We start from the raw sequence: 12,902 nt of genomic DNA, 5'->3' as shown, positions 1-12,902 counted from the left end.
TCGAGATGTAGACAATCGATGAGGTGACGCGGACCACATCGGTGACGTTCGAACGTCATCCCAGCGGCTACCGGCATTGGAATCTGGACATCGACGGCGACGTCGCGTGGCTCGAACTCGATGTCGACGCCGATGGGGGTCTCGTACCGGGTTACGAGCTCAAGCTCAACTCGTACGACCTCGGCGTCGACATCGAGTTGTACGACGCGACGCAGCGTCTGCGGTTCGAACATCCCGAAGTCCGCGTGGTCATCGTGACCAGTGCGAAGGACAACGTCTTCTGCGCCGGCGCGAACATCCGCATGCTGGCCTCGTCGTCGCACGAGTGGAAGGTGAACTTCTGCAAGTTCACCAACGAGACCCGCAACGCCATGGAGGACGCGTCGGCGAACTCCGGCCAGCTCTACGTCGCCGCGGTCAACGGCACCTGCGCCGGCGGTGGCTACGAAATCGCGCTCGCCTGCGAGAAGATCCTGCTGGTCGACGACAACTCTTCGACCGTCGCGCTGCCGGAGGTCCCGCTTCTCGGCGTCCTCCCCGGTACCGGCGGGCTCACCAGGCTGGTCGACAAACGCGGTGTGCGGCGGGATCTCGCCGACGTCTTCGCCACGCGTCCGGACGGTATGAAGGGCCGGGCCGCCGTCGACTGGCGGCTCGTCGACGAACTCGTGCCGCGGCAAGGTTTTCGCGAAGCCGTACTGGCCAAGGCGAAGGAACTCGCGCGGACGAGTGATCGGCTCGACGGCGAAGGTGTCGAGCTGGCACCTCTCACGCATCGTTACGTCGACCTCTCACTGAGCGCGACCGAAGCGACGATCACCGTCAAGGGGCCCGAAGGCGACGACGGCTGGCTGCTGGACGTCACCCGCGAACTGGACGACGCGATCCTTCGCCTGCGCACCAACGAACCCGAACTCGGCACCTGGGTGCTCCGCACCGAAGGCGATCCGGCGAAGGTCCTGGAGCACGAACGTGCCGTGTTCGACGCGAAAGACGTTCTGAGCAACGAAATCGTCCACTACTGGAAGCGGACGCTCAAACGACTCGACGTCACCAGCCGCAGCCTGATCGCGCTCATCGAACCTGGTAGCTGCTTCGCCGGGCTCCTGCTGGAACTCGCGCTCGCCGCGGACCGTCAGTACATCTTGGACGGTCCGCCGATCGATGACGAAGACAGTGAAGAACGTGCGTCGATCACGTTGTCCGAAGCCAACTTCGGCCGTTTGCCGATGGGCAACGGCTTGACCCGGCTCGAATCCCGGTTCTTCGGCGATCCGGATCACGTCACGAGACTTGCGGAAGAGCGCGGCAAACCGCTGAGTCCGGTGGAGGCGAACGAACTCGGTCTGGTCACCGACGCGCCGGACGACCTCGATTGGACGGACGAGATCCGGATCGCGCTGGAAGGTAGGGCTTCGCTGAGCCCCGACGCGCTGACCGGAATGGAGGCGAACCACCGGTTCGTCGGACCCGAGACGATGGAAAGCAAGATCTTCGGCCGCTTGGCCGCTTGGCAGAACTGGATCTTCACTCGTCCGAACGCATCCGGGCCGGAAGGCGCTTTGCGTCGCTACGGTACTGGTCAGAAGGCCGTCTTCGACAGGAAGCGGGTTTGAGACCCATGCCCACCAAGATCGATTACGACGCCAAGATTCCCAACAACGTCGATCTCTCCGGGGACCGGCGGCTCCAGCGGGCGCTGGAGGGCTGGCAGCCGAAGTTCCTGGACTGGTGGGGCGAAATGGGCCCCACACTGCGGACCCAAGGTGTCTACCTGCGCACGGCGGTCAGCGTCGGCCGGGACGGCTGGGCGCATTTCGACCACGTCAACGTGCCGGACTACCGGTGGGGGATCTTCCTCGCGGAGCGTGACCCGGACCGCGTCATCACGTTCGGCGAGCATCAAGGCGAACCGGTCTGGCAGCAGGTTCCCGGCGAGTATCGCGCCGATCTGCAGCGGCTCATCGTCATCCAGGGCGACACCGAACCCGCGTCGGTCGAGCAGCAGAAACTGCTGGGGCTGACCGCGCCGAGCCTTTACGACCTGCGGAACCTCTTCCAAGTCAACGTCGAAGAAGGCCGCCATCTGTGGGCGATGGTGTATCTGCTGCACGCCTACTTCGGCCGCGAAGGCCGTGAAGAAGCGGAAGCCTTGCTGCTCCGGAATTCCGGAAGTCCGGACGCTCCGCGCATCCTCGGCGCCTTCAACGAAGAGACCGCGGATTGGCTCGCCTTCTACATGTTCACCTATTTCACCGATCGCGATGGCAAATATCAGCTCGGCACGCTCAAGGAAAGCGGCTTCGACCCGCTTTCCCGCACTTGTGAATTCATGCTCAAGGAAGAGGCGCACCACATGTTCGTCGGCACCACCGGCGTCGACCGCGTGGTCACCCGCAGTGCCGAGCTGATCCGCGAGCACGACACCTTCGACATCGCCGGGCACGGCGGGATCCCGCTCGATCTCATCCAGCGGTACCTGAACTTCCACTACACCGTCTCACTCGACCTGTTCGGCGGCGAGACCTCGACCAACGCGGCGAACTACTACACCGCCGGGCTGAAAGGCCGCTGGCAGGAGGCCCGCCGCAAGGACGACCACCGGCTCACCGACGCCGCCGGGTCGTTGTCCCGCCCCCGGGCCGACGGCACCTGGGAGAGCGAGGAGCACCCGGCCATCCTGCTGCTGAACCTCGACCTGCGGGACGAGTACCGCGCCGACTGCCAGACCGGGGTCAACCGCTGGAACAAGATCCTGGACGAGGCCGGTATCGACTTCCGATTCGTCCTCCCGCACCCTGGATTCAATCGCGAAGTCGGCATAAACTCCGGCCACCATGTGACGCCCGACGGCACGGTTGTCGACGAGCGGACCTGGTTGGCCGGCAAACGCAAGTGGCTGCCCACCCCGGAAGACCTGACCTTCGTCCGATCGCTGATGCACCCGGTGTACGAGCGAGGAAAGATCGCGAGCTGGGTGGCGCCGCCACGCCAGGGCATCAATGGGAAACCGTTCGACTACGAATACGTTTACCTGAGCTGAGCCGATAGAAGGTGCGCCGTGACCGCTGCAGCTACCGGGTTCAACGCGGCGAGCTACCTGCTCGAGGCGCATCTGGCGGAGGGCCGCGGCGCCAAGCCCGCGGTCGTCTCGCCGAGGCGGAGCCTCACCTACGCCGAACTCGTGGCCGAAACCCGCCGGGTCGCCGCCGGGCTGCGCGCGATCGGCGTCCGCCCGGAAGAGCGGGTCCTGTTCTGCATGGTCGACGACGTCGAACTGCTCACCGGGATCCTCGGCGCGATGCTGGCCGGGGCGGTCGCGGTGCCGGTGTCCACCATGGTCACCGGGCTGGACCTCGGCAAGCTGCTCGCCGACTCGCGGGCCAGGGTCCTGTGTGTTTCCGGCGAGTTCGCCGCGCAGGCGACGATCGCGCTGGGACTGGCGCCCGAGGTCACCGACGTCGTGCTGGACAGGGCGAAGGCGGCCGAACTGCCGTCCGGGGTCCGCGTGCACGACTGGAGCGATCTGTCCACAGTGGATGCTCACGGTTTCGAACCGGCGCCGACCTGGGAGGACTCGCCCGCGCTCTGGCTGTACACCTCGGGGACGACGGGTAAGCCTAAGGGGGCGATGCACCGGCACGCGGGCATCCGCGCGGTCTGCGAGACGTACGCGCGGGGCGTGCTGGACGTCGGCCCGAACGACCGGTTCCTTTCCGTTCCGAAGCTGTTTTTCGCTTACGGCTTGGGGAATTCGGCGTTCTTCCCGCTCGCGGCCGGCGGGACGACGCTGCTCGAACCGGCCCGCCCGACCCCGGGACTGATCGGCGCCAGGGCACGCGCGGAGCGGCCGACGCTGCTCTTCGCCGTCCCGACGTTCTACGCGGCACTGCTCGCCAGCGACATCCCGGACGACACGTTCGCGTCCGTACGCCAAGCCGTTTCGGCGGGGGAACCGCTACCGGCCGTGCTGTACGAGCGGTTCCGCGACCGGTTCGGCGTCGAGATCATCGACGGGATCGGGTCGACGGAGGCACTGCACATCTTCCTGTCCAACCGGCCGCGCCAAGTCCGGCCGGGCACCACGGGGGTGCCGGTCCCCGGCTACGAAGTCGCCCTGCGTGACGAGCATGGCGTGCCCGTACCGGACGGGCAGCCCGGTGAGCTGTTCGTCGCCGGACCGTCGATCGCGACCGGATACTGGGCGCGGTACGAGACGACGAAGCGGGTGTTTCAGGGCGAATGGCTGCGTACGGGCGACAGTTTCGTGCGCAACGCCGACGGGACCTACACCTGCCTCGGCCGGTTCAACGACATGTTGAAACCCGGCGGGATCTGGGTGTCGCCCGCCGAGGTCGAGGAGCGGCTGCTGCAACATCCGGCGGTGGCCGAGGCCGCCGTCGTGGCCGCGTTCGACGCCGACGGCATCGAGAAACCGGTCGCTTGCGTGGTCGGCGTGCCCGGCCATCGGCTGGACGCGGACGAGCTGATCGACTTCTGCCGGGCGGGACTGGCGTCGTTCAAACGCCCTCGGGGCGTCGTCGAGCTGGGCGAACTGCCCAAGACGGCGACCGGGAAGATCCGGCGCAACGTCATCCGGGACCTCGTGCGGGACATGTACGAGGTCCGGGACCCCGCCCCGCCGCATTTAGTCCTCTAAATGCGGTATGTGCCCGGGCGACCAGCGCATTTAGAGGACTAAACGCGGCAGGTCACGAGCCGTTGACGGTGCGGAGGGTGCGCATGGCCTCGGCCAGCGCGGGCGCGTCGTCACCCAGCGGAGTCAAAACGATGCGCCGCAGGATCTCCGCGCAGGCCTCGCGCGCCTGCTGGGCGACGTCGAGTCCGTGCTCGGTGAGTGCGGCGAAGGTGACGCGCCGGTCGTCCGGACTGGGCACCCGGCAGATCAGGTCCGCGGCGACCAGCCTGTCCGCGACCTTGGTGAAGCCGCCGCTGGACAGCGCCGCCTCGACGGCCAGCCGGGTCATCGGCATCCGGTGCTCCGGCGAACGCACGAGCCGCAGCAGGATGTCGAACGACGCCGGCGCCAGGCCGAACCGGTCGGCGATCTCGCCCATGAGCCTGTTCTGCGTGGCCAGGTAGCCCTCGATCACCAGGCCCCACCACGTGACCACTTCGTCGTCGCTCGGATCCGCTGTCACGGGCGCGAGCCTACACCGAGAACTCTTTCAGGAATATATCTTGCGCGCGAGAGGTTGTCGGGGTTAGCTTGCTTGCACCGGCTCCCAGAGGAGGGGCACCATGTCGATCAAGACTTCCGGCCTGCACCACGTCACCGCCATCGGTGGCGACCCCCAGCGCAACGCGGACTTCTACACCAGGGCCCTCGGCCTGCGGCTGGTGAAGACCACCGTGAACTTCGACGACCCCGGCACGTACCACCTCTACTACGGCGATCAGTCCGGCAAGCCCGGCTCCCTGATGACGTTCTTCCCGTGGAAGGACGCGCCGAAGGGCCGTCACGGCACCGGGCAGGCGACCACGACGTCATTCTCCGTTCCGGAAGCCTCCCTCGGCTGGTGGAAGGCGCACCTCGCCGAAAGCGGCACCGAGACGAGTCAGATCCGCAATTCCGACGGAGAAGAGACACTCACCTTCCTCGATCCGGACGGCCTGAAGCTCGCGCTTGTCGCGCATCCGCAGGGCGACCCGCGCGATCCGTGGGACACGAAACTCGTCCCCGCCGAACACGCCATCCGCGGCCTGCATTCCGTCACGCTGTCGGTGTCCAAAGAGGACGCGACGGCGGGCATGCTCACCGACGGTCTCGGCCTGGCCTTCGAACACCAGGAGAGCAACCGGCTGCGGTTCTCCGCCGGTGAAGGCGGCCCCGGCGCGCTCGTCGACGTCCTCGTGACGCCGGACGCCCCGCGCGGGCTCGTGGCGGCGGGCACCGTGCACCACGTCGCGTGGCGCGCCCCGGACGAAAAGACCCAGGCCGCCTGGCGTGACGAACTGATCGACGACGGCGTGAACGTGACGTCCATTTTGGACCGTCAGTACTTCCGCTCGATCTACTTCCGCGAACCGGGTGGCACCCTGCTCGAAGTCGCGACCGACGAACCCGGATTCGCGATCGACGAACCGCTGCTGGAACTCGGCCGCGCGCTGAAACTGCCGCCGTGGCTGGAACCCAAGCGTGAGGACATCGAGGCCATGCTGCCGAAGCTGGACCTCCCGAGCGAGAACAACCCGGAAGCACGATGACCGGATTGGACCACAAGTACGTCGAAGGTTCACCGGACGAGCCGGTGCTGCTGCTCCTGCACGGCACCGGCGGCGGTCCGGACGATCTGGTGCCGCTCGCCCGTCGGTTGAGCCCGGGGTCGGCGCTGCTCGCGCCGGCCGGGCCGGTGTCGGAACACGGTGCGGCACGGTGGTTCCGCCGCCTGGCGGAAGGCGTCTTCGATCACGAGGACGTCGTCTTCCGCGCGAACCAGCTGGCCGATTTCGTGGTCGCTTCGCGTGCGGAGTACGGACTCGAGGACAGGCGGCTGGTCGCCATCGGGTTTTCCAATGGTGCCAACATCGCCGCCGCGGTGACGTTGCTTCGTCCGGACGCCGTCCGTGAGGCCGCGTTGTTCGCGGCGATGTCACCCGTTCCTTCGCCGCCACAACACGATTTGTCCGGAACGCGGGTGTTCCTCTCGAATGGCGAACAAGATCCGATGGCGCCGCTCGCGTCGGCGGAAGCACTCGTCCGTGCCTTGCGCGAGCGTTCCGCGGCCGTCGTCGCGCACCGCCATCCCGGTGGACATCAGGTGACAGACAACGGTTTGGTAGCGGCCGCGGGATGGCTCAACCCGTGACGGTGAGAGCAAAGTAGACGGACGTACCATCGTCCGATGACTAACGGCGACCTCGTCCGTGCCCAGGCTCTGCTCGAATCGGTGCTCCTCGCGGACGGCCACAACGATCTGCCATGGGAGCTGCGGGTCACGACCGGCCCGGATCCGGTCGAGGCCGTGGCGGGTACGGATCTCACGGTCCGCCAGCCACATCTGCACACCGACTTCCCGAAGCTCGCCGAAGGCAGGCTCGGGATGCAGTTCTGGTCCGTCTACGTGCCTTGCCAGTTCGAGGGGCACAGCGCGGTCACGGCGGTGCTCGAACAAATCGAGATCGTGCACCAGATGGTCGAGCGCTACCCCGATCGCCTGGCGCTCGTCGACACCGCGGACGAGGCCGAAGCCGCGTTCCGCGACGGCAAGATCGCTTCGCTGCTGGGCGCCGAGGGCGGCCACAGCATCGCCGAATCCCTTGGCGTGCTGAGGATCCTGCGCCGCCTCGGCGTCCGCTACATGACGCTGACGCACAACTACAACACCACCTGGGCCGACTCCGGTACGGACGAGCCCACGCACAACGGGCTCACCGACTTCGGCCGCGATGTCGTGCGTGAGATGAACAAGATCGGAATGCTGGTCGACCTTTCGCACGTCGCGCCGAGCACGATGCGCGACGCGCTGGCGGTCAGTTCCGCGCCGGTGATCTTCAGCCACTCCTCGTGCCGCGCGGTCAACGACCATCCTCGCAACATCCCCGACGACGTCCTGGAAACCCTGGCCGCCAAGGACGGCGTCGCGATGGTGACCTTCGTGCCGGGCTTCATCTCGCCGAAGGTCGCCGAGTGGGACGATCAGCTGCGCCAGGACATGGATGCCGCGGGCCAGGACTACCGGAATCTCGACCAGCGCACGAAGTTCACCGCGGAGCGCGGCGGACCGGAGAAGCCGAAGGCGAGCATCGACGACGTCGTCGCGCACATCGAGCACGCTCGTGAGGTGGCCGGTGTCGACCACATCGGCCTCGGCGGTGACTACGACGGAGTCGCGACGCTGCCCGAAGGCCTCGAAGACGTTTCGAAGTATCCGGTGCTGTTCGCCGCGCTGCTGGAGCGCGGCTGGAGCGAAGAGGATTGCGCGAAGCTGGCCGGGAAGAACACCTTGCGCGTGCTCCGCGCGGCGGACGAGGTCACCCGTTTGGACGCTTGAGAGCGCGATCAACCCCAGTTCGGCGGACACTGTCCTGCATGACGCAGCCGCACGAAGGCGCCGCCGAGGTTCCGGTCGAGCCCGTCAAGCCGCCCGAAACCGCTGGCGGCGCACGCCACAGCGGTAAGTTCGACGCCGTCCCGAAGCTCAAACGCACGCGCGTGAGCGGGACCTGGATCGCCGTCATCGTGGCGCTGGTCGTGCTGGTCTTCCTGCTCGTGTTCATCCTGCAGAACCAGGACACCGCGACTGTGCACTTCCTCGGCATGTCCGGCAGCATGCCGCTGGCCGTCGCGATGCTGTTCTCCGTGATCGCGGGCGGCGCGCTGGTCGCGCTCGTCGGCGGAGCCCGGATCCTGCAGTTGCGCAAGCAGGCCAAGAAGTCCCGCCACCTGCAACGCTGAGCCCCCTCAGCGAACGGCGGCCCGCCGGAATTCGCTCGGATTGACGCCACGGACCCGTTTGAACGCCGCGCTGAAACCGAACGGGTCGGCGTAACCGACGGTGCGGGCGATGTCGGAGATGGTCGTGGATTCCCGATCGGCCAGCAGATCCGCCGCGAGGGTCATCCGCCAGCGGGTGAGATAGGTCAGCGGCGGTTCGCCGACCAGGTCGGCGAACCGTTTGGCCAGCGTCGAACGCGACACCCCGGTCCGCCCGGCCAGCGCGGCGACCGTCCACGGCGCCGCCGGTTCGGCGTGCAGCAGGCGCAGCGCGTCGCCGACCACCGGATCCCGCTGGGCGGCCCACCACGCCGGCGGTTCGCCGCCGGGCCGGTCGAACCATTCGCGCAATGAGCAGACCAGCATCCAGTCCAGCAACCGGTCGAGGACCACCTGCTGCCCCGGCGCGTCGACGGCGACCTCGGCCGCGAGGTGATCGAGCACGGGGTCGCCCGTGCCCCCGGCGTCCACGCGCACCACGACGGGCAGCGCGTCCAGCAACGGACGGCTGATCTCACCGCGGACTGGATACGCGCCGACGATCAAGGTCGTCTCACCGCCGTCGCGGTCGTCGGCCCAGCCGAGACGGTGCCGGGTCCCGCCCTGTTCGGGTGTCGCGCAGTCCTCGCCGCATACGATCGGCTCGGCCAGGGTGCCGACCTCGTCGACGAAGGTGAACGTCGCGGGGCCGCGCACGATGATCGACTCGCCCGCGCGAAGCGGCTCGGGCGGACAGCCCTCCGGCACGATCCAGCCCGCCCCGGTCAGCACGGCGCACAGGGTCAGCGGCGCGCCGTCCACGAAATGCAGCGCCCAAGGCGCGGACAGCGTCGAACTGCCGAACAACGAGCCGTGCGCCCGCACCCCGCGGATGAGGTCACTGAAGACGTCCACATCCTCGACATTAGACGAATACACAGGTGATCCGGCTCTTCACCTATGGGCACGTCCAAGTCCGCCCTGTTGAATCGAGCTCATGCTGACCGCTGAAGACCTCGAATTCCTGCGCCGCCCCCTGCACGGGTTCCTGACCGTGGCCGACGGGCCGGTGCCGCCGCAGCCCCGGCCGGTGTGGTTCGAGGCCACCGACGAAGGCACGATCCAGCTGTTCACGCCCCGGGATTCGGCCAAGGTGCGACGGCTGGACAGTGACCCTCGCGCCTCGATCGTCGTCGCCGCCCCGGTCGGTGAACGCGAGCGCTGGGTCTCGGTCGCCGGCCGCACCACGGTGGAGCCCGAGGGAGCGCACGAACTGGCTGCCCGCCTCGGCGCCCGCTACTGGGACCTCGACGACCCGGCCCACGCCGTCGAGCTCAAGGGGATCCAGGAATTGGATCTTCTCCGGCTCGTCATCCACCCGGAGAAGGTCAGCCGCTACTCGATGTGATGATCGACGTCATCCCGAGCACGACGTCGCAAACGCTTTCGTCACCCTTGACGGTGACCCGGTCCTTGTCCACCGGGTTCCGGGTGCACAGTCGCCAGAACGTGTTCGCGTCCGTCGTCACCGAGGCCAGCGGCGAACGTGAGGTCGGCGCGACGCGGTCGATCTCCCAGCCGTCGGCGGTCCGCTGCGCTGTCCACTTCCCGCCGCCCTGGCCGGTGACGGTGTAGACGACCTGCCTGCCGGTGCGAGCTTCGACGTCACGCAGGGTGTGCGGCAGGGCTCGCATGAAGGTGTCGACCACCGGCCCGCGGAACTCGCGCTCGTCGAGTGTCCGCGCGCCCACGGCCTCGCGGATCTGCTGCTGGTGCACCCAGAACTCGGTGTACTCGCGGGCGACGTCGAGCCAGACCGGCGCCGGTTCGTCCCCGGCCCAGCTCACCGGGTCGCCGAGGGCGTCGAGGTCGGCGCGGCCCCACATCTCGGCGAGCTGCGAGGTGCTGTCGACCAGCATCGCGAACAGCACTTCGGGGGAGAGCCGACGGCAGGCGACCACCCATTCGTCGTTGATCCGGTCGATGAACTCCCCGAAGCGTTCGTCCTCGCGCGGGGCCGTCATCCGGTAGTCGTCGCGGTCGCGGGAGAGCCTGCCGAGCTTGTCGCCGAGGATGTGGGCGGCGAGATCGTGCACCGTCCAGCCCGTGCAGACCGTCGGCGCGGCCCACTGCCGCGCGTCGAGTCCGGTCAGCACGTCGAGCAGGGCCTGTTCCTCCCGCGCGAAGAGCGGGAGGACGTCGATGGGTGGTCCCCAGCGCGTAAAGCTCATACACACCATCCAAACACCCTCGTCGATCACAATTTCGGCCATTCGGCCTACTCGCAGGTAGCATCAGCGCGAACGCGAGGGGAGTGCCCGTGAGCAACGATCGAGCCGCCGGTGACGACCTGGCCGCTTTCGCCAAACGCGCGGGACGGCTGGCGGGCTGGGCCGCCCGTACGGGTATCGAATACACCCGCAAGCTCCCCGGCGTCGACATCGCCGAGCAGGTCATCAAACAGGGCGAGCGGCAGCTGCTTTCGGAGCTGCGCCGCCGTCTCGACGAGGTCGACGATCCCTACCACGCCGCGCTCACCGCCGCGTCCGCGATGAACCGCCCCGACGCCGACGGCTCCCGCCCGGTCGAAGCGACCATCACCCTCGTGCACACCCGCGCCCACCTCGAACCGCTCCGCGCGGCGATGGCGGAACTGCTCAACCATTCGATCGGCTTCGGCCGCGAACGCGCCCGTGAGTACCTCTACGCGATCATCCTGCGCCAGTTGACGCCGGATGAGGCCCGCATCCTTTCCGCGCTTTCCGACGGCTCGCCGTTCCCCGCCGTCGACGTCGCCGAGCGGACCAACCTCGGCGCTGCCGGGCGGTTCGTGCTGCGCAACGCCTCCACCGTCGGCAAGGCGGCCGGGGTGTCGCTGCCCGACCAGGTGCCCGGTTATCTCACCCGGCTGATCGGGCTCGGCCTGGTCGAGCTGGACGAAGAGGTGCCCTCACTCGATACGCAGTACGAGATCCTGCTGACCGACGAGACCGTCCGCGAGGCGGAGAAGTCGGTCAAACGGGCCAAGTTCGTCAAGCGCACGGTGCATATTTCCCGGCTCGGCGCCCAGTTCTGGCAAGCCTGCGACCCGAGCGCGGGCTGACCCCCGGCATGGGTGCGTTCTTCGAGGGGATCCTCGCCGACTTCGCCCAGCATTGGCCGATCTACGTCTCCATCCCGATCGTCGCCGCGCTGATCGGGTACACCACCAAACTCGTCGCGATCCGGATGATGTTCCAGCCGGTCGAGTTCATCGGGATCAAACCCTTCCTCGGCTGGCAGGGCATCGTGCCCAAACGCGCCGCGCGGATGGCGAGCATCGCCTGCGACACGATGACCGAGCAGCTGATCAAACCGGCGGAGGTCGTCGCCAGGCTCGATCCGCAGAGAATCGCCAAGGAGATCGAAAAACCGCTGCAGGCGGCGGTCGAGGACATCGTGCGCGACGTCGCCGCCCACTACCAGCCGGGGCTGTGGGAATCGCTGCCCGTGCGGGTGCAGCGGCTGGTGATCCAGCGCGTCCAGGCCGAGACGCCGAAGATGGTCGCCGCCGTGCTGGAGCTGATCAAGTCCGATGTGGACAGTGTGTTCGACCTCAAGGGCATGGTGGTCACCGCGCTGGTCAAGGACAAACGGCTGCTGAACCGGATCTTCCAGGAGGCGGGCGACAAGGAGTTCAAGTTCATCGCCCGCTCCGGCATCTTCTTCGGCGGGCTGATCGGCGTGATCCAGATGGTCGCGTGGGTACTGTTCAAGTTCCCGCTGATCATGCCGCTGTTCGGCCTGTTCACCGGCTGGTTCACCGACTGGCTCGCGCTGCGGATGATCTTCTACCCGCTCGAGGAGCGCCGGTACTTCGGCGTGCGCTGGCAGGGCCTGTTCCTGAAGCGGCGGGGCGAGGTCGCGGAGGCGTACGGCGCGCTGATCGCGAAGGAGATCATCACCCCGCACAACGTCATCGAGGCGGTGCTGCACGGGCCGCTGTCGGATCGGGTGCTCGGGCTGATCCAGCGACAGCTCGACGCGCAGCTCGGACGCCGTGTCGGGGTCGGGAAACCGCTGGTGGTGTTCGCCGTCGGCAGCAGGCGGTATCAGGACATGAAGCTGAACATCGCCGAGAAGATCATGGACAAGTTGCCGGAGACCATGCGGTACATCGAGGACTACGCGAACGATGCGATGGACATCCGGAACGTGCTGGTGACGAAGATGAAGGAGCTGTCGCCGCGCGAGTTCGAGGGCTTGCTGCGGCCGGCGTTCCAGCAGGACGAATGGATCCTGATCGCGACCGGCGCCGGCCTGGGCTTCGCCGTCGGTGAAGCGCAGGTGCTCCTCCTGGAACACTTCGCCGCCTGAGCGAGGGAGTTGCCCTTGGGGCCGCCCGAAAGGCGGCACCAACGGCGGTACCCCGGTTCATCCGTCCGGTCTAAGGTGCCTCCTGCACAAAGCCTTGGGGAGGGCGCAT

At 67.5% G+C, this 12,902-nt stretch carries 13 protein-coding genes; 10 read left to right on the top strand and 3 right to left on the bottom strand.

The window, feature by feature from the left end; translation table 11 throughout:
* Positions 1 to 23 precede the first annotated feature (23 nt).
* Genes boxC through ACZ7KI_RS35820 form a run of 3 tightly spaced genes read left to right on the top strand, consistent with a single transcriptional unit; the run spans position 24 to position 4,660 of the window.
* On the top strand, positions 24 to 1,616 hold the full coding sequence (gene boxC / locus ACZ7KI_RS35830) for a 2,3-epoxybenzoyl-CoA dihydrolase (RefSeq protein ID WP_470277452.1): 1,593 nt from the start codon (positions 24 to 26) through the stop codon (positions 1,614 to 1,616).
* A gap of 5 nt (positions 1,617 to 1,621) precedes the next feature.
* Positions 1,622 to 3,043, top strand: coding sequence for a benzoyl-CoA 2,3-epoxidase subunit BoxB (gene boxB / locus ACZ7KI_RS35825; RefSeq protein WP_470277451.1), 1,422 nt, complete (start codon positions 1,622 to 1,624; stop codon positions 3,041 to 3,043).
* 18 nt (positions 3,044 to 3,061) lie between these two features.
* Positions 3,062 to 4,660: a benzoate-CoA ligase family protein gene (locus tag ACZ7KI_RS35820; protein WP_470277450.1), complete on the top strand. Its 1,599-nt coding sequence runs from the start codon at positions 3,062 to 3,064 to the stop codon at positions 4,658 to 4,660.
* A 52-nt stretch (positions 4,661 to 4,712) separates the two neighbouring features.
* Here the strand turns inward: ACZ7KI_RS35820 and ACZ7KI_RS35815 are convergent, their stop codons facing one another.
* The gene (locus ACZ7KI_RS35815; RefSeq protein WP_470277449.1) at positions 4,713 to 5,162 is read right to left on the bottom strand and encodes a MarR family winged helix-turn-helix transcriptional regulator; all 450 of its coding nucleotides are present in this window, start codon (positions 5,160 to 5,162) and stop codon (positions 4,713 to 4,715) included.
* Between the two features lie 100 nt (positions 5,163 to 5,262).
* Here ACZ7KI_RS35815 and ACZ7KI_RS35810 point away from each other — a divergent pair, with 100 nt between their 5' ends.
* The 4 genes from ACZ7KI_RS35810 to ACZ7KI_RS35795 are packed head-to-tail and all read left to right on the top strand — an operon-like array spanning position 5,263 to position 8,419.
* Positions 5,263 to 6,228, top strand: coding sequence for a ring-cleaving dioxygenase (locus ACZ7KI_RS35810; protein WP_470277448.1), 966 nt, complete (start codon positions 5,263 to 5,265; stop codon positions 6,226 to 6,228).
* A complete protein-coding gene (locus tag ACZ7KI_RS35805; protein WP_470277447.1) occupies positions 6,225 to 6,830 on the top strand; it encodes an alpha/beta hydrolase in 606 nt (201 codons plus the stop codon). Before ACZ7KI_RS35810 ends, ACZ7KI_RS35805 begins: the two co-directional genes overlap by 4 nt.
* A gap of 36 nt (positions 6,831 to 6,866) precedes the next feature.
* Positions 6,867 to 8,015 (top strand): dipeptidase, encoded by a 1,149-nt coding sequence (locus tag ACZ7KI_RS35800; protein ID WP_470277446.1) that lies wholly within the window; start codon positions 6,867 to 6,869, stop codon positions 8,013 to 8,015.
* A 38-nt stretch (positions 8,016 to 8,053) separates the two neighbouring features.
* Entirely contained in the window at positions 8,054 to 8,419 is a 366-nt protein-coding gene (locus ACZ7KI_RS35795) for a LapA family protein (protein ID WP_470277445.1), read from the top strand.
* Positions 8,420 to 8,425: 6 nt separating this feature from the next.
* Here the strand turns inward: ACZ7KI_RS35795 and ACZ7KI_RS35790 are convergent, their stop codons facing one another.
* Positions 8,426 to 9,352, bottom strand: coding sequence for an AraC family transcriptional regulator (locus ACZ7KI_RS35790; RefSeq protein WP_470277444.1), 927 nt, complete (start codon positions 9,350 to 9,352; stop codon positions 8,426 to 8,428).
* Positions 9,353 to 9,434: 82 nt separating this feature from the next.
* On the opposite strand from ACZ7KI_RS35790, the gene ACZ7KI_RS35785 reads away from it, so the two are divergent.
* Entirely contained in the window at positions 9,435 to 9,845 is a 411-nt protein-coding gene (locus tag ACZ7KI_RS35785; protein WP_470277443.1) for a pyridoxamine 5'-phosphate oxidase family protein, read from the top strand.
* On the opposite strand, the gene ACZ7KI_RS35780 is transcribed toward ACZ7KI_RS35785, so the two are convergent.
* A complete protein-coding gene (locus ACZ7KI_RS35780) occupies positions 9,826 to 10,677 on the bottom strand; it encodes a maleylpyruvate isomerase family mycothiol-dependent enzyme (protein WP_470277442.1) in 852 nt (283 codons plus the stop codon). The two genes, ACZ7KI_RS35785 and ACZ7KI_RS35780, sit on opposite strands and share 20 nt — an antisense overlap.
* 80 nt (positions 10,678 to 10,757) lie before the next feature.
* Between ACZ7KI_RS35780 and ACZ7KI_RS35775 the strand changes: the two genes are divergently transcribed.
* Together ACZ7KI_RS35775 and ACZ7KI_RS35770 are read left to right on the top strand one after the other, a co-directional pair.
* On the top strand, positions 10,758 to 11,540 hold the full coding sequence (locus ACZ7KI_RS35775) for an Abi-alpha family protein (RefSeq protein ID WP_470277441.1): 783 nt from the start codon (positions 10,758 to 10,760) through the stop codon (positions 11,538 to 11,540).
* A gap of 8 nt (positions 11,541 to 11,548) precedes the next feature.
* Positions 11,549 to 12,793 (top strand): DUF445 domain-containing protein, encoded by a 1,245-nt coding sequence (locus tag ACZ7KI_RS35770; protein ID WP_470277440.1) that lies wholly within the window; start codon positions 11,549 to 11,551, stop codon positions 12,791 to 12,793.
* Positions 12,794 to 12,902 lie beyond the last annotated feature (109 nt).

This window comes from Amycolatopsis sp. NPDC039088 (genome assembly GCF_055598845.1).
Note: the sequence above shows the minus strand (reverse complement) of the source record. Positions and strands in the feature narration are given on the sequence as shown.

What these genes read in the sequence shown, in the direction of transcription:
- boxB (WP_470277451.1), top strand. Translation starts at nt 1,622, where the DNA reads ATGCCCACCAAGATCGATTACGACGCCAAGATTCCCAACAACGTCGAT.
- ACZ7KI_RS35810 (WP_470277448.1), top strand. Translation starts at nt 5,263, where the DNA reads ATGTCGATCAAGACTTCCGGCCTGCACCACGTCACCGCCATCGGTGGC.
- ACZ7KI_RS35805 (WP_470277447.1), top strand. Translation starts at nt 6,225, where the DNA reads ATGACCGGATTGGACCACAAGTACGTCGAAGGTTCACCGGACGAGCCG.
- ACZ7KI_RS35800 (WP_470277446.1), top strand. Translation starts at nt 6,867, where the DNA reads ATGACTAACGGCGACCTCGTCCGTGCCCAGGCTCTGCTCGAATCGGTG.
- ACZ7KI_RS35795 (WP_470277445.1), top strand. Translation starts at nt 8,054, where the DNA reads ATGACGCAGCCGCACGAAGGCGCCGCCGAGGTTCCGGTCGAGCCCGTC.
- ACZ7KI_RS35785 (WP_470277443.1), top strand. Translation starts at nt 9,435, where the DNA reads ATGCTGACCGCTGAAGACCTCGAATTCCTGCGCCGCCCCCTGCACGGG.
- ACZ7KI_RS35780 (WP_470277442.1), bottom strand. Translation starts at nt 10,677, where the DNA reads ATGGTGTGTATGAGCTTTACGCGCTGGGGACCACCCATCGACGTCCTC.
- ACZ7KI_RS35770 (WP_470277440.1), top strand. Translation starts at nt 11,549, where the DNA reads ATGGGTGCGTTCTTCGAGGGGATCCTCGCCGACTTCGCCCAGCATTGG.